Annotated in this window: 16 protein-coding genes and 2 rRNA genes; 4 read left to right on the top strand and 14 right to left on the bottom strand. The window is 35.4% G+C overall.

The window, feature by feature from the left end; all coding sequences use genetic code 11:
- Window positions 1–167: 167 nt before the first annotated feature.
- Together BHX94_RS09580 and BHX94_RS09575 are read left to right on the top strand one after the other, a co-directional pair.
- Window positions 168–1,019, top strand: coding sequence for a VOC family protein (locus tag BHX94_RS09580; protein WP_111746215.1), 852 nt, complete (start codon window positions 168–170; stop codon window positions 1,017–1,019).
- Window positions 1,020–1,043: 24 nt separating this feature from the next.
- The gene (locus BHX94_RS09575) at window positions 1,044–1,667 is read left to right on the top strand and encodes a nitroreductase family protein (RefSeq protein WP_111746213.1); all 624 of its coding nucleotides are present in this window, start codon (window positions 1,044–1,046) and stop codon (window positions 1,665–1,667) included.
- Between the two features lie 57 nt (window positions 1,668–1,724).
- On the opposite strand, the gene BHX94_RS09570 is transcribed toward BHX94_RS09575, so the two are convergent.
- From BHX94_RS09570 to BHX94_RS09555, 4 genes are all read right to left on the bottom strand, one after another.
- Window positions 1,725–2,576: a MurR/RpiR family transcriptional regulator gene (locus tag BHX94_RS09570; RefSeq protein ID WP_111746211.1), complete on the bottom strand. Its 852-nt coding sequence runs from the start codon at window positions 2,574–2,576 to the stop codon at window positions 1,725–1,727.
- Between the two features lie 160 nt (window positions 2,577–2,736).
- On the bottom strand, window positions 2,737–3,687 hold the full coding sequence (locus tag BHX94_RS09565) for a carbohydrate kinase family protein (protein ID WP_111746209.1): 951 nt from the start codon (window positions 3,685–3,687) through the stop codon (window positions 2,737–2,739).
- A complete protein-coding gene (locus BHX94_RS09560; RefSeq protein ID WP_111746206.1) occupies window positions 3,684–5,168 on the bottom strand; it encodes a glycoside hydrolase family 32 protein in 1,485 nt (494 codons plus the stop codon). Before BHX94_RS09560 ends, BHX94_RS09565 begins: the two co-directional genes overlap by 4 nt.
- Window positions 5,169–5,214: 46 nt before the next feature.
- Window positions 5,215–6,189: a LacI family DNA-binding transcriptional regulator gene (locus tag BHX94_RS09555; RefSeq protein ID WP_111746204.1), complete on the bottom strand. Its 975-nt coding sequence runs from the start codon at window positions 6,187–6,189 to the stop codon at window positions 5,215–5,217.
- Window positions 6,190–6,287: 98 nt separating this feature from the next.
- Here BHX94_RS09555 and BHX94_RS09550 point away from each other — a divergent pair, with 98 nt between their 5' ends.
- Window positions 6,288–7,181: a nuclease-related domain-containing protein gene (locus BHX94_RS09550; protein WP_111746202.1), complete on the top strand. Its 894-nt coding sequence runs from the start codon at window positions 6,288–6,290 to the stop codon at window positions 7,179–7,181.
- Between the two features lie 8 nt (window positions 7,182–7,189).
- Here BHX94_RS09550 and BHX94_RS12710 read toward each other — a convergent pair whose 3' ends face one another.
- The 4 genes from BHX94_RS12710 to BHX94_RS09535 form a co-directional block, all read right to left on the bottom strand.
- Window positions 7,190–7,528 (bottom strand): hypothetical protein, encoded by a 339-nt coding sequence (locus BHX94_RS12710; protein ID WP_170120820.1) that lies wholly within the window; start codon window positions 7,526–7,528, stop codon window positions 7,190–7,192.
- A gap of 12 nt (window positions 7,529–7,540) precedes the next feature.
- Window positions 7,541–8,296, bottom strand: a complete 756-nt coding sequence (gene tatC / locus BHX94_RS09545) for a twin-arginine translocase subunit TatC (RefSeq protein ID WP_096078055.1) — start codon at window positions 8,294–8,296, stop codon at window positions 7,541–7,543.
- 61 nt (window positions 8,297–8,357) lie between these two features.
- A complete protein-coding gene (tatA, locus tag BHX94_RS09540; protein WP_096078054.1) occupies window positions 8,358–8,552 on the bottom strand; it encodes a twin-arginine translocase TatA/TatE family subunit in 195 nt (64 codons plus the stop codon).
- Window positions 8,553–8,564: 12 nt separating this feature from the next.
- Window positions 8,565–9,197, bottom strand: coding sequence for a redox-sensing transcriptional repressor Rex (locus BHX94_RS09535; protein ID WP_111746200.1), 633 nt, complete (start codon window positions 9,195–9,197; stop codon window positions 8,565–8,567).
- 156 nt (window positions 9,198–9,353) lie between these two features.
- On the opposite strand from BHX94_RS09535, the gene BHX94_RS09530 reads away from it, so the two are divergent.
- On the top strand, window positions 9,354–11,270 hold the full coding sequence (locus tag BHX94_RS09530; protein WP_111746198.1) for an ABC-F family ATP-binding cassette domain-containing protein: 1,917 nt from the start codon (window positions 9,354–9,356) through the stop codon (window positions 11,268–11,270).
- Window positions 11,271–11,712: 442 nt separating this feature from the next.
- Here BHX94_RS09530 and tsaD read toward each other — a convergent pair whose 3' ends face one another.
- The 6 genes from tsaD to BHX94_RS09500 form a co-directional block, all read right to left on the bottom strand.
- On the bottom strand, window positions 11,713–12,714 hold the full coding sequence (gene tsaD, locus BHX94_RS09525) for a tRNA (adenosine(37)-N6)-threonylcarbamoyltransferase complex transferase subunit TsaD (RefSeq protein WP_111746448.1): 1,002 nt from the start codon (window positions 12,712–12,714) through the stop codon (window positions 11,713–11,715).
- On the bottom strand, window positions 12,711–13,133 hold the full coding sequence (gene rimI / locus BHX94_RS09520) for a ribosomal protein S18-alanine N-acetyltransferase (protein WP_096078152.1): 423 nt from the start codon (window positions 13,131–13,133) through the stop codon (window positions 12,711–12,713). The genes tsaD and rimI overlap by 4 nt, the downstream gene beginning before the upstream one ends.
- An 11-nt stretch (window positions 13,134–13,144) precedes the next feature.
- A complete protein-coding gene (tsaB, locus tag BHX94_RS09515; protein ID WP_096078051.1) occupies window positions 13,145–13,807 on the bottom strand; it encodes a tRNA (adenosine(37)-N6)-threonylcarbamoyltransferase complex dimerization subunit type 1 TsaB in 663 nt (220 codons plus the stop codon).
- The gene (gene tsaE, locus BHX94_RS09510; protein WP_096078050.1) at window positions 13,779–14,249 is read right to left on the bottom strand and encodes a tRNA (adenosine(37)-N6)-threonylcarbamoyltransferase complex ATPase subunit type 1 TsaE; all 471 of its coding nucleotides are present in this window, start codon (window positions 14,247–14,249) and stop codon (window positions 13,779–13,781) included. The genes tsaB and tsaE overlap by 29 nt, the downstream gene beginning before the upstream one ends.
- Window positions 14,250–14,501: 252 nt before the next feature.
- Window positions 14,502–14,616: ribosomal RNA gene (rrf, locus tag BHX94_RS09505) — 5S ribosomal RNA — on the bottom strand.
- Between the two features lie 208 nt (window positions 14,617–14,824).
- Window positions 14,825–14,945 (bottom strand): 23S ribosomal RNA (locus BHX94_RS09500); the annotation flags it as partial.

The raw sequence follows: 14,945 nt of genomic DNA, 5'->3' as shown, positions 1-14,945 counted from the left end.
TATTTTCTATTAAGTGAGCGTATTGTTACATATATTTAACATAGTATATATAACTGCAATAAATTTATAAAAGTTGGTATAATAACATTAAATCGTTTTAATTTATAATATGATGTGGTATATTAATTATATATAATATACAAAATATACTTAGGAGTCATTAAACTATGGAAGCAAAATATTTTTCGAACGACACGCATATCGGTGCAATCCATCTAAATGTAAATTTTATGGAGAACAGTTTAGTATTTTACAACGAAATTTTAGGACTAAATATTTTAGAGACAACGGATCAATATGCAGTACTCGGCACTAGAAACCGTCCTTTAATTTATCTGTACCAAACGAATAAAAAAAGAGTAAAGTCAGCTGGATTATTTCATTTTGCATTACTTGTGCCGTCTCGCGAAGCATTAGGTAATATCTTTTTCCACCTCATCAAAACTGGTTATCCGCTTTCCGGCGCAAGTAATCATGATGTATCTGAGGCGATCTATCTACAAGATCCAGAAGGTAATGGCATTGAAATTTATCGTGATGTGCCATCTTCAAAATGGGAATTTGAAGAAAACGGCGATATCGTGATGGGTACAACTGAAATGGATTTCAGCGGTGTACTTGCTACGAATAACAACTTACCTTTCAAAGGGTTACATCCTGATACAATTATGGGACATATGCATCTATCTGTCATCGATCTCGATAAAAGTATTGCTTTCTATGAGAATTTCTTCGGCATGGATGTTATGACTAAATACGGAACGAGTGCTGCATTTCTATCAGCAGCTGGATATCACCATCATCTCGGCTTAAATACGTGGGATAAAGCGACTGAACAACCTGAACAAGACGCACCAGGTATACGCCGTTTCGATATTCAGATGCCAAATGATGAAGATGTTGCGTATTTCAAAAAGTTGTTACACGAAAAAGGATTAATGATGCATAAAGACGGGAATTCTGAAGTTATAAAAGATCCAAATGGTATAGGTATCAGGTTAATGATACGAAGTAATTAATATAATAAAAAAGGAGAAACGACAATGAGTTTATTTAAAAAAGATTTAGCAGAAAGTTTTGAAGAGGCAATCGAAAACAGACGTTCAATTTATCACATCGAACCAAAATCACCAATTTCTGATGAAGCAATCGAAAAAATTATTTCTGACACAGTTAAACATGTACCATCAGCTTTCAACTCACAAAGTACGCGTGTTGTTTTATTATTAAATGATCAGCATAAAAAATTATGGGATATCACTAAAGACAGCTTAAAAGAATTGATGGGGCCAGACCGCGATTTCAGTGAAACCGAACAAAAAATCAATAGCTTTAAGGCTGGTTACGGTACTGTATTATATTACATCGATAGTAAAGTAACTGAAGGATTACAAGAAAAATTCGCTGCTTATGCTCCGAAATTCCCTCTATGGGCACAACAATCAAATGCAATGCATCAATTTGCAATCTGGACAGCTTTTGCCAATAAAGGATTAGGTGCATCATTACAACATTATGATGGTGTTATCGATGAGAAAGTTGCAAGCGAATTCGATATTCCTGCAACTTGGGAACTTGTTGCACAAATGCCGTTTGGTTCAGTTGGTTCAGAAGTTGGTCCAAAAGAGTTCCAACCTGTAGAGAACCGCTTTATCGTTAAAAAGTAACCTTATAAAAAAGATCATTGAAAAAATATTTCAATGATCTTTTTTATTTATTTAACATTATTGTGCATCTTGAATCTCTTTATGTGCATTATTAACATTTGTTAATATTTTAACAACTTCTTCTTTTTGGATTGAGCCAATTCTTAAATATACTGCATCAATAATAGCAAGTTGAACAATACGTACTGTCATCGTTCCAACTTTAATTTCATTTTCTTCTTTCGCCATAGCAAGAGCAATATCAGCCATTCTCAAAGCAGGAGAAGGTACTTTTTGAGTAAGTAAGACAATCGTAACATTTTGTCTCTTAGCATACTTAATTACTTCAATAATTTCTTTACTTCTACCTGATGAAGTTATTGCAAACAATACGTCACCTTGTTCGAAGTTGCCAAGCATTGATACTGCGGTAAATGAATCACTTGCAATATGTGCAAGTTTATCAATTTGCGCAAGCTTAAGTCTGAAGTCTTCTCCAACAACTTGAGCTATCCCAACGCCAAATATCATCATACGCTTTGCTTTGATGATAGCTTGGGCTGCATCATCAATTAATTTTGGCGACAATATCTTTTCTGTATTGTATAAAGCTTGAATTGAATTATTGAATACTTTTTCTTTTAAAACTTCAACGGAGTCTGTAAATTCTATCTTAGAAGGTTTTTTCTCAATGTCAATCGTATGTAATTCTCTTGCAAGTTCTACTTTTACAACTTTTATTCCAGAAAGTCCTAGGCGCTTGCTGAACCGTACGATGGCAGCTTCACTCGTTCCTGCCATTTTCGCTATCTCTTTAATCGGTAAATTCACTACTTTTACAGGCTGATCAATCATCAAATCTGCAATGCGTTTCTCTACGGGGGTGAATGTGTCGTACATTTGTGTAATTTGGCCTAAAACGGAATACATAGCTAATAACCTCCAAACTTTTCATTAAAAACAAGACAATATTACAAAATATTAATTTGTAATTAATACTTATATATATTATATACTACATGTTGTGAATAATTTAAATAAATTTTTAAATTATTCATAAAAAATGCATTTTATTAAAAAAACTACAATTTTAGGAAAATCGTAGTTTTAAGTCATTTTTATTTGGTAAACTTTCGATAGCACCTTTACCTGTTGTGGTGTATGCCCCTACTTGATTAGCAAATGCTAATATATCGTAAGCATTTTCTTTGAGATAGCTAATTTGTTGTGTTTTATTTAACAATTGATAGATTACAGCACCGATAAAAGCATCTCCTGCGCCTGTCGTATCTTCTACCGTGACAACTTCTCCTGGTGCGTGAACATTATGATCTTTAAAATATAGGGTTGCGCCTTTTGGACCTTCTGTATAGATGACCGCTTCTGTATGACCAATAAACAGACTTTGAATTGCTTCGTTAACATCACTGATACCTGTAATAAATTCCAGTTCTTCATCTGAAATTTTCAAAATATGTGCTTTCGGCATAAAAGTCTGTACTGTTTCTTTAAGTAATGCTTTATCTGGCCAAAGTGGAAATCTTAAGTTTGGATCAAAGATGACTAACCCACCTGCTTCATGGAATTTTTCTATCAATGCGATATGTGTGTCTTTCATCGGTGAAGGAATTAAATCAACTGATGAGAAATGCATAATGTCTTCCGGTCGAATCTCTCTAGGTAAGTTGTCTGCTGTTCTTAACATATCTGCAGAAGGATTTCGGTAAAAGGAAAAATCGCGTTCTCCTTCCAGCGTTAAACTTACAAAAGCAAGTGCAGTGTTCGCTTCGTTTGTACGTGTAATATATGAGGTATCGACGCCTGTATCTTCCAGCGTATCGATGATTAAATCTCCAAATGCATCAACACCAAGTTGTGAAATTAAATAAGACTTTCCGCCTAACTTAGCTACACTTGCTGCAACGTTTGCTGGAGCCCCTCCTACTTTTGTCTCAAAAGATTTAACCTCTTTTAATTTAACCCCTTTTGTCTGCGGAATAAAGTCAATTAATGCTTCCCCAATTGCATATAATGCGCTCATTCATTAGCCTCCTTTAGGTCATATTTTGTAAATTTAAAGTACACCTGACCTGATTCAGTCGATGTGCGAATTCCTTTAGCATCTTGAGATGTAAAGATACGCGTTGTCATTACTTTCTCTCCGTCATTGATAAAAATTTCTATGGACGAAGTATCAACGAATATTTGTAATTGCTTTAAATCTTCATCTAATACAACTGAACGGCTATACCCATCAACACCTTCTGGTAATTGCCCACTATCAAATCGATCCAGCGTGATGCGTTTCTCTGCTTTGTTATATGTGATCATGGTACTTTCTTTCTTAGATACACGTAACTCTATATAAAATTCTGTTGAATCATTGTCCAGAACATCAACGATTAATTCATAGTGCGTCCCTTCATAAGGATGAAGTTTTACATTCTTTTTCGTAGCATAACCTTCTGCCGTTTCTACGTTACCACGTAATGATTTAAGTGATTCCACCGGACGTTGACGTAACTTGTTATCTTCTATCGTTAATACGCGTGGAATTGTTAAACAGTGCGCCCATCCTTCTTTATCGGTTGGATAGCCTGTATCAGGTAATCCCATCCATCCAATTAATACTCTGTTTCCATCTTTATCGAGTGTTGTTTGAGGTGCATAGAAATCAAATCCATGATCCAGTTCTATAAAATCACCATGTATCATTTCGAATGTCTCTTTGTCGAGTTTACCGAGCACATAGCCAGATTGATAAATGTTCCAGAACTGATCCTCATATTTATCCACGCCTTGTGGGCAGAATAATAATACATCCGTATTATTCAATTCAAAATAATCCGGACACTCCCACATATATCCAAAGTCGGTATAGTCAGTTTTTAACTCAGAGATAAATGTCCAGTGTTTTAAATCAATTGATTGATATACAACAACAGTACCTGTCTCATCGGTTCTTTGTGCGCCAATCACGGCATAGTAGTATCCATTTTCAAACCATACTTTCGGGTCGCGGAAATGATCTGTATAGCCAGATTGTGGACCACTAATAATCGGTGTCTCATCCTTTGTAATCATGCCGTCTTTATGCAACGTTGCAATCATCTGATAAGGTATGCGTTCCCATGCATCTGTACGATGATTGCCTGTATAGATTAGTTTCAGCGTATCATCTACAACTAGTCCGGAGCCCGAATAAGCACCATGACTATCAAACTGTGTATCTGGACGGAGTGCAATTCCTACATTTTTAAAAGTTGCAAGATCATCACTTACGGTATGATACCAGTACTTCAAACCATGTACGGGTCCTAACGGAAACCATTGATAGAATAAATGATACTGTCCGTTGAAATAAGCAAATCCATTTGGATCGTTGAGTAATCCCGTTGGTGGCTGAATATGAAATAACTGTCTGTGAGGAGATTGTTTCGTCTGTTCTATTAATTTTAAATATTGGTCTTCAGGGAATGTTTCTAATCTTTGATATCGTTCTTCTCGTGTCCATTCAATCATATTTATACTCCTTTTTGGTACCGGTTCCATTCTATTTAGTGTCATTTTATGCTTGTACTGCTTTTTTGTCAACGCTTTCTTTTTCTTCTAATTCAAACGACATTTCCTGAAGTAACGGCACCTCTTTTTCGTCAATTAAATCGAGCATTGATTTAGCTGCTAACGCGCCTGTTTCAAAATAGGGAAATTTAATCGTCGTAATCATCGGCGTCACAATAGATGTCGTTTCATAACCGCCAAATCCAGTTATCGATAGTTGGTCAGGTACTTTTAAGTTTTGTTGTTGGGCTGCTTTCAATACACCGAGTGCAATATTATCTGTTGCACAAATAAGTGCATCATATTTATCTACTAACTGCTTTGCAGTTTCTGTTGCATCCTGAAGTTTAAAAGTTGTTTCGTATATAGGGATGGTTTGACCAAACCCATTAATTACACCTTGTTTTCTTTTTTGACCCACTGCAATATCAGTTTCAGGTACACCAAGATAAGCGATATTTTGATATTCGAGATTTTTAAAATATTTACCGATTTTTATGCCTGCTGCATAATCATTCTGAATAATTGAGTGGATATGTTTATCTTGTTGACCAATAAGCAGGAATGGTTTATCTAATGAAGCGATGAGTTCGATATGTTCTTCAGTTAAAGTCGTAGCCAACAGAATGATGCCATCTACTTTACTCGTATGAAAAGTCTTAATCGCATTTAACTCTAAATCAAGTGATAGATCAGTATTGGCAATTAAAGTTTGATAGTTTTGACGGCGTAGTGTCGTTTCAATACCGAGTAACGTTTCATTAGAAGCAAATGAATTTAGTCGGGGTACGATAACACCTATCATGTTGGTGCGTTTCGCTTTTAAACTTTGTGCAAACTGGTTAGGCTTGAAACCCGTTTCCTGCACAATTTTATCAATTTTCTGTCTCGTCTTCTCACTTACTGAACCACCGTTTAAATATCGTGAGACGGTGCTTTTTGAAACGCCAGCGAGATTCGCAATATCTAATATATTATTCATGCTGCCACCCCTTACATATTGACTTTATTTTAGCATGTTTTAGAAATTCGTGATATAAAGAGAGTGTATTGATCATTGAATATCTAATAGGAGACTTTATGATTATCAAAACAAGACAACCTTCCTCTTCTTTGCTTCAGTTACACCACCTCAAAGGACGCAGTAGTCTCGATTTATCCGATTATGAATTAGAATTAAAAGGCTATTACGGCGAGCAACTACTTGATCGTATTGTTAGTCGTGTAGATTTCGGAAATGCATTAGTCATTCAGGATTTACGATTGTTAGATGGTAAAACAGAACGACAGTTCGATACAATCGTTATCGTGAATCAAAGTGGATATATATTAGACGCGAAATACTATACTAGGGATTCTCGTTATCAAGATGGCAAGTTCTATCACGGTTATAAAGAGATTGAGAATCCTGATTTACAGATCAGCAGATCTGAAACTTTTTTAAGGAATTATATATGGAAGCATTTCGGCGTGAACTTTGCAGTAGTGGGTTTTTTTGTATTTGTAAATAATGATGTGACGTTTAGAAATGACGACAGACATCCGCGCTTGTTACACGCAAACGAATTACAGTCATCATTTCATGAATTAAAGATGCACCCTGTAATGGAAGTTGACTATGATATTGCAGAATCACTTGTGAAAGCTCATCGATTAGAATCAATTCATAGTGTTGAACTGGATATATCAGAAGCTGTGTTTTTTAAAGGTTTGAAATGTCCGAAATGTGCTGTTGTGCAAGACGTAGAATTTTCTAACCTGATAAAGATGTCATGTTGTTATGAAATTTATCGTTTTAATGATGTGATGTACTATGCACTTAAAGAATATTGTGCAATTCATAAAGTGAGCAGTGTGAAAGTTGGTAAATTTACGAAGTTTATTGCGGGAAGTGATAGGAGAAACTACAAAATCGAGCGTTTTATCAGGAAAAATTTAAAACGTACTGATAAAGAAGGTACATATCAAATTTGAGTTGGATATTAATGGGTATAGATGCACACTTCTGATTCCATGCGGGCATTTGTTTGAAGTTTCTTCCTGTTCATGCACACTTCTGATTCCATGTGGGTATTTGTTTGAAGTTTCTTCCTGTTCGTGCACACTTCTAGTTCGTTGTGGGCATTTGTTTGAAGTTTCTTCCTGTTCGTGCACACTTTTGATTCCATGTGGGCATTTGTTTGAAGTTTCTTCCTGTTCGTGCACACTTCTAGTTCGTTGTGGGCATTTGTTTGAAGTTTCTTCCTGTTCATGCACACTTCTGATTCCATGTGGGCATTTGTTTGTAATTTCTTCCATGAAATATCAAAAAAACTAACCACTCTCCAGAGTGGTTAGTCCATTAGTTCTTCTTCAATTAAACGTTGTTCACCTTTTAAAAATTGGCGATATCCAATCTTACTAATTTGTATGCTCACTTCATATAACAACAACATCGGGAATGAGAACATCAAATATGAAATTAGATCCGGCGGTGAAATTAATGCAGTAATCACAAATAAAGCAAAGTATGCGTATTTTCGATTTTTCTTTAAGAACATCGGTGTTACAATTCCAAGTCTTGTTAGAAATAACAGCAGTATCGGTAGCTGGAACAAGAATCCGAATGGAATCGTAAATCTCAGCATTTCATTGAAATACTCCCTGACACCGATCATCTGATTAACCCCCATCTCACTCGCAAGTCCAATGGTGAACTGAATCAAATAAGGAAATACATAAAAATAGCTAAAACTGAGTCCTAATAGAAATAAAATTAAACTGATTGGAATGTATGATAATGTTGCACGACGTTCTTTAGGATGTAATCCGGGTGATATAAATGCCCATAACTGATATAAAATGACGGGCGATATAATGATCAATGCAATAATCATTATCACTGTAATATAAATCGTTAATGGATCACTCACTTTAAAATAATGTAATTCAATACTTTTGGGTACATCATCTTTTGTTAAGAATTTCGTAACTGGTTTACCAAAGTAAAATCCGACTGCCGTCCCTGCTACTAAACAATAGAGCACGACCATAATGCGTTTACGCAACTCGTCCAAATGCTCAACAACGGTTAAATCATCTTTATTCATCTAAGGAATGAACCTCCTCATAAAAAAACGGCAAACACTGTCGCCGTTTTGAATTTCTAAATTATTTTACGTCTTTGTTATCTTTGTCATGGTCTTTCATAATACCATCTGTTGCATCTTTAAATTCTTTTAAAGATGTGCCCATCGCACGACCGAATTCTGGTAATTTCTTAGGTCCGAAAATAATTAACGCGATAATCCCTAAGAAAATAGCAATTGCAGGTGATATCATACCAACTGTATTTACAAATAACATCTATTTTACCCCCTAATGATTTTTCATAAAGAATATTAGCGACTGTAATTCAACACCTAAATCAATGTGATGTACATGCACCCCATTTGGCACTGTTAAACGTTCTGGTGTAAAGTTTAATATACCTTTTATTTGTGCTTTTGTCACTCTATTTGCCACATCTTGTGCTACTGCACCTGGTACAGTTAATATTACAACTTGAATGCCAGTTTCTTCAACAATTTTTTCAAAATTCTTCATATCTTCAACTGTTATCTTACCAATCGTCTTACCGATTGAAGTTGAGCTTGTATCAAAGGCTGCTGTAATCTTCATGCGATCATTGATCGAGAAGTTATAATTAACAAGTGCAGTTCCCAGATTCCCTACCCCGATAATTGCAACTTTTGTAATCATGTCCTGCTGTAAAGTTGTCTTAAAAAAGTTTAATAAAAAGTTAACGTTGTAGCCATAACCTTTTTTTCCTAGCTCACCAAAATAAGAAAAATCTCTTCGTATTGTTGCCGAATCAATTTGTAAGCCTTCACTTAGCTCCTTACTACTGACTCTTTCTACATTTGAATTATATAACGTATTCACAAAACGATAATATAAAGGAAGTCTCTTTAGTGTGGCTTTAGGAATCTTTATTTCGTTCTTTGACATCCTACTCACCTGTTTCAAGTAAATTTGTGATAGATTTCACATCACTTTTGATTATATCACTTAACGTATTAATTGACTATGTGAAATTTCACAAAACTGATTAAAATATTCCCACCTTATCGTACTTCATGTACAATGAAAGTGAGGTGAAATAACTTGATATTATTACAAGCAAGCAATTTAACTAAATCCTACTCAGGTGAAAATATATTTTCGAATGTGAAATTCGAAGTTAAATCTAACGACCGTATCGCTATCGTCGGAAGAAATGGTGCTGGTAAAACCACTTTAATGAAGATTCTAGCCGGGACTGAAGATTACGATACAGGTAATCTTTCAATGTCTAAAAATATCAGACTCGGCTATCTTACTCAGCAAATGACTTTGAATGCAGAAGGAACCGTCTACGAAGCGATGAAAAAGCCGTTCCTTCATCTTGAAAAAATGAAGCAGGAATTAGACAAAATCGCTTTGTATTTAAGCGAAGAAAGTCATAATGCGCACACGGATGCATATCAGGAGAAATTAACGAGCTATGAGAAATTACAACAACAGTTTGAAGCTCAGGATGGCTATCTTTACGAAACTAAGATTAAAACAGTGCTCTCAGGTCTAAACTTTAAACCTGAAGACTTTGATCAGAAGATCGATACATTTTCAGGTGGACAAAAGACACGTCTTGCTCTTGCTGAAATGCTACTTCATAATCCAGACTTACTACTACTCGATGAACCTACTAACCATCTCGACATGGATACAACTGCCTGGCTTGAAAATTATTTATCGACGTATGATGGTGCCATCGTGATTATCTCACATGATCGCTACTTTTTAGATAAAGTTGTAAACACAGTATACGATGTTGCATTAGGTCAAGTTCAGAAATATGTCGGTAACTATTCTAAATTCATTGAGCAACGTGATCAATTTTACGAAAAGATGCAGGCACAGTATGAGCGACAACAGGCCGAGATAAAACGTCTGGAAACCTTTGTCCAAAAAAATATTACACGTGCGTCAACGAGTGGTATGGCGAAATCACGTCGTAAAGTACTTGAGAAGATGACTAAGATTGATATTCCGAAACAAGACGATCACTCGATGAATTTAAGATTTAATATTCAGAAGGAAACAGGAAATGACGTGTTACGAATCGATGACCTTGCTATCGGCTATGATACGCCACTTGCTGAACATTTAACCTTAGATATAAAAAAACAGGATGCTGTTGCATTTATCGGACCAAACGGTATCGGTAAAACAACGCTTATTAAAACTATTGCTAAACAATTAACCGCACTGCACGGTGACATTAAGTATGGTGCTAATCTTTCAATCGGTTATTACGATCAAAAACAGGCAGAATTTTCTTCAAATAATACTGTACTAGAAGAATTATGGCAGTACTATCCAACGATGCCTGAAAAAGATATTCGTACCGTACTGGGACGCTTTCTATTCGTTCAGGATGATGTTAAAAAGATTATCAATGACTTATCAGGTGGAGAAAAAGCAAGATTACAACTTGCTAAACTTAGTCTTGAAGAAAACAATGTGTTAATCCTTGATGAGCCGACTAACCACCTGGATATTGATGCAAAAGAAGTACTTGAAGATGCACTTATCCATTATCCCGGCACCTTGTTATTTGTCAGCCATGACCGTTATTTCATCAATAAAATAGCGACAAAGATATTCCAGATGACTGATAAGGGTGGAAAGCTATTCCTCGGCGACTATTCATATTTTATCGAAAAAGAAGAAGAACGATTAGCCCACGAAAGCTTAGTCGAACAGGAGTCAAAGCAAATTACTAAAGAAACGACCAACGATGACTTTAAAGCGAACCAAAAAGAAAGACGTAAACTAGAACGTCAATTAGAAAGTACAGAAAAAGATATTCAGCACCTGGAAAGTCAAATCAGTAGTATCGAGGAACAGCTTACGCAACCAGAAGTATTTAACGACCATGAAAAATCTCATGCTTTAAATGACGAACTCATTAGATTAAATCAAATACTCGAACAAAAAGTCGAACAGTGGACAGCATTAGAATTAGCATTAGAAAATTAACCGGCATAGCCGGTTTTTTTGTTCACAAAGTTATACACAGCAAAAACCCTTTTATTTCAATAATCCACAGAGTTATCCTAGTTATCCACAGAAAATGTGTATGATATTATAATTAATTTTGTGTAATACTACCTATTGACATTAAGTTATACACATTTTGTGCACAACTTGTGTACAAGTACGTGTGTTCGCGTAGATAAAATACAGACAAATTGAGAAAATGAATGCTTAAATTTATATGTAAGTGGTATATATATTGTAGAAACTTTATTCAATCAGACACCATCATATTTTAAGGGGTATATATATGTATCGATTTCCACGGAGTTGTTTAGGAAGTATTATTCTATCGGTTATTCTTTCAATCATTTTAACGGTACTGTTAAACGGTTGCGTCGCTATAATGCATTAAAAAAAGGACAAAGTTTTCACTTTGTCCTTTTTATTTTAATTCAATATTTGATCTTCCATTTAAATTCATTCCTGCAAAATCTGATTTTATATACTGATAATATGCTGCTGCACCAATCATCGCCGCGTTATCTGTGCATAATTCAAAGCGAGGTATCATCAATTTAATATTCTTTTCTTCACATAGTTGCGTCATACGTTCACGCAATCCTTTATTAGCCGCTACACCACCGCAAATCAGTAATTGTTTGATATTATATTCAGCTAATGCATCAAATGTTTTTTCTGATAACACATCAATTACACTCGCCTGAAAGCTTGCTGCCACATCTTCTGCTTTATAACTTTCACCTTTTTGATTCTTATTATGCAATGTATTAATTACGGCACTTTTTAAACCGCTAAAACTAAAATCATATCCTTCTAAAATTGGACGTGGTAATTTTAGATTATCCTCACCAATGGCGGCTAATCTATCAACATGAGGCCCTCCCGGATAAGGTAGATTAATAGTTCTAGCTACTTTATCGTACGCTTCACCGACAGCATCATCACGTGTCTGTCCAATAATTTCAAAGTCCATATGGTCTTTCATAACAACTAGTTCTGTATGACCTCCTGACACCACTAAAGCTAATAACGGAAAAGTTAATCGCGCTTCAATATGATTCGCATAAACATGCCCTGCGATATGATGTACAGGTATTAAAGGTTTGTTATGCGCTAGCGCTAATGCTTTTGCTGCGTTAATGCCTACAAGCAATGCACCGATTAATCCCGGCCCTTCTGTCACTGCAACGGCATCAATGTCATTCCAACTAAGATTGGCTTCATCAATTGCTTCTTCAATAACGATTGTAATATTTTCAACATGATGTCTGCTTGCTACTTCTGGTACAACGCCCCCAAATCGTTTATGAGATTCTATTTGGCTGTTGACGACGTTGCTCTGCACCTCATATCCATTTCTTACGATACTCACTGCCGTTTCATCACAACTGGTTTCTATTGCTAATATTGTTACATCGCTCATTTTAATTTCACCCACATTACTTTCGCATCCTGATTCGGACCATAATAGTCACGTCTAACTCCACCATATGTAAAACCAAATGATTCGTACAAATGACGAGCCGTTAAGTTCTCTTCTCTCACTTCCAGACTCATCATTTCACAAGTAAGGCGTGCATAATTCATAACATACTCTAATAATAACTTACCGTATCCTTTGCCACGCATTGTTTCATCTATCGCAACCGTAGTAATTTGTGCCTGATCAATAACTATCCACATACCGAGATATCCTATTACTTTATTATCCTGCAACATCGTAAAATAATGCGCAAACTCATTTTTTTCGAGTTCATGATAAAAAGCATCTAAATTCCATGAACCTGATGGAAACGCTTTTTGTTCTATCTCATATATTGCCGGAACATCTTCAAGCAACATCTTTCTAATTGTTAAGCCTGATTGTTCTGCCAATTACGCTCAGCCTCAGATATTCTCAAATACGTAGGTTCAAATGTATGTGCATTGACTAAATACGATTCATTAATGAGTCTTCTCATTTCAGCACTGCGTGGAATACAATAGTAAGATGGACCTTTTAACTGTTCTGCCAGTTTTTCAGCATCCATCCCAATAAATAAATACGGTAAATGTTGTTCTTTTAATTTTTGGTTTAAATCATCAACTGATATATACGTATCATCTTCAACAAGTTCTAATTTAATACCTTTGTATCGATATATGCCCGCATACACGTGGTTACGTCTTGCATCAATAACAGGTACCAATAAAAATTCATGCATTCTCACTGTTGCAGCAATCGCTGCTAAACTAGATACAGCATATAATGGAATATTTAATGTATAAGCAAGTGTCTTTGCAGCTGTAACGCCTATACGTAACCCTGTATATGAACCTGGTCCTTTTGCAACTACAATACCTTCGATATCTTTCATTTCAAGCTTTGTATATTCTAACAAAGATTCAATCTGAGACATCATCGTAATTGAATGGTTGATTCTCATACCACTATTAAATTCTGCTAATACTTCATTTCCCTCGGTAATTGCAACAGATAACGGTTGATTACTCGTATCGATATGTAGTAGTCTCATACTCAATTTGCTCCTTTAAATTTGTTGAACGATTACCATGTGACGCAAGTTTAAATAAACGTCTCGTATCATCAATACGTTCTATTTCAATTTGCAGATAATCTTCAGGTAGAAAGTCAGCAATCATTTGTGGCCACTCAACCAATGTAACGCCTTCACCATAAAAATAATCATCAAACCCTAAATCATCTTCAGCACCTTCTAAACGGTAACAATCCATATGATGAAATGGAATGCGTGCTTCATATGATTTAATGATATTAAACGTGGGAGAACTGATAACAGATGTTACACCTAACGCCTGTCCAAAATATTGACTAAATGTTGTTTTACCAACTCCAAGATCACCTTTTAACAAAATAACTGTTTGTGGCTTTGAAAATCGGGCAATTATTGTAGCAAGTTTTTGCGTTTCTTCTATTGAATTAATTAGTAATTCCATTTTTCTTCACCTATTTTTCAAATATGTATTATTGTATCATGAAATGTTTGTATTAATGTAATTGATTGTTGGATAATAGTATTTCTTTTGGTTATGAGTGGTCTGTATTGTTGTATTACAGTCCACTCACTTTTAGATACTCTGATTAAAAATCGTATGAGTGGGCGAAATAATTATTATTTCGCCCACTCATACAACCATATCATTAAATATATAAAGAAAAAAGAGACCCCGAAGGATCTCTTATGCATTGCCCGGCAACGTCCTACTCTCGCGGATCGTAAGACCAACTACCATCGGCGCTAGAGAGCTTAACTTCTGTGTTCGGTATGGGAACAGGTGTGACCTCTCTGCCATCGTCACCAGACAAATGAAAGATATGATATCCAGTTTCAACTCGCTGTCCCTATTCATTTTCTAAATCTCATATCGAATCTGGCGATTCTCATTCGATTTATCAAAAATAATACGGACCATAACGCTCGTTTCAACCTTAAAATTATACTTTCAAAACTAGATAAGTAAGAAGAAAATTTAGATGTTACTCGGCAATACCGAATAAAAAATCTATAAAATTGATTAAGTCTTCGATCGATTAGTATTCGTCAGCTCCATACATTACTGTACTTCCACCTCGAACCTATTAACCTCATCATCTTTGAGGGATCTTATAACCGAAGTTGGGAAATCTCATCT

This window comes from Macrococcoides bohemicum (assembly GCF_003259675.1).
Lineage (GTDB): Bacteria > Bacillota > Bacilli > Staphylococcales > Staphylococcaceae > Macrococcoides > Macrococcoides bohemicum.
Note: the sequence above shows the minus strand (reverse complement) of the source record. Positions and strands in the feature narration are given on the sequence as shown.

Coding starts and splice junctions, on each gene's coding strand:
- tatC (WP_096078055.1), bottom strand. CDS start 8,296: ATGAATAAAGATGATTTAACCGTTGTTGAGCATTTGGACGAGTTGCGT.
- tatA (WP_096078054.1), bottom strand. CDS start 8,552: ATGTTATTTGTAAATACAGTTGGTATGATATCACCTGCAATTGCTATT.
- BHX94_RS09580 (WP_111746215.1), top strand. CDS start 168: ATGGAAGCAAAATATTTTTCGAACGACACGCATATCGGTGCAATCCAT.
- tsaE (WP_096078050.1), bottom strand. CDS start 14,249: ATGGAATTACTAATTAATTCAATAGAAGAAACGCAAAAACTTGCTACA.
- tsaD (WP_111746448.1), bottom strand. CDS start 12,714: ATGAGCGATGTAACAATATTAGCAATAGAAACCAGTTGTGATGAAACG.
- BHX94_RS09565 (WP_111746209.1), bottom strand. CDS start 3,687: ATGAGCGCATTATATGCAATTGGGGAAGCATTAATTGACTTTATTCCG.
- BHX94_RS09560 (WP_111746206.1), bottom strand. CDS start 5,168: ATGATTGAATGGACACGAGAAGAACGATATCAAAGATTAGAAACATTC.
- BHX94_RS09555 (WP_111746204.1), bottom strand. CDS start 6,189: ATGAATAATATATTAGATATTGCGAATCTCGCTGGCGTTTCAAAAAGC.
- BHX94_RS09570 (WP_111746211.1), bottom strand. CDS start 2,576: ATGTATTCCGTTTTAGGCCAAATTACACAAATGTACGACACATTCACC.
- BHX94_RS09575 (WP_111746213.1), top strand. CDS start 1,044: ATGAGTTTATTTAAAAAAGATTTAGCAGAAAGTTTTGAAGAGGCAATC.
- rimI (WP_096078152.1), bottom strand. CDS start 13,133: ATGTTGCTTGAAGATGTTCCGGCAATATATGAGATAGAACAAAAAGCG.
- tsaB (WP_096078051.1), bottom strand. CDS start 13,807: ATGAGACTACTACATATCGATACGAGTAATCAACCGTTATCTGTTGCA.
- BHX94_RS09550 (WP_111746202.1), top strand. CDS start 6,288: ATGATTATCAAAACAAGACAACCTTCCTCTTCTTTGCTTCAGTTACAC.
- BHX94_RS09535 (WP_111746200.1), bottom strand. CDS start 9,197: ATGTCAAAGAACGAAATAAAGATTCCTAAAGCCACACTAAAGAGACTT.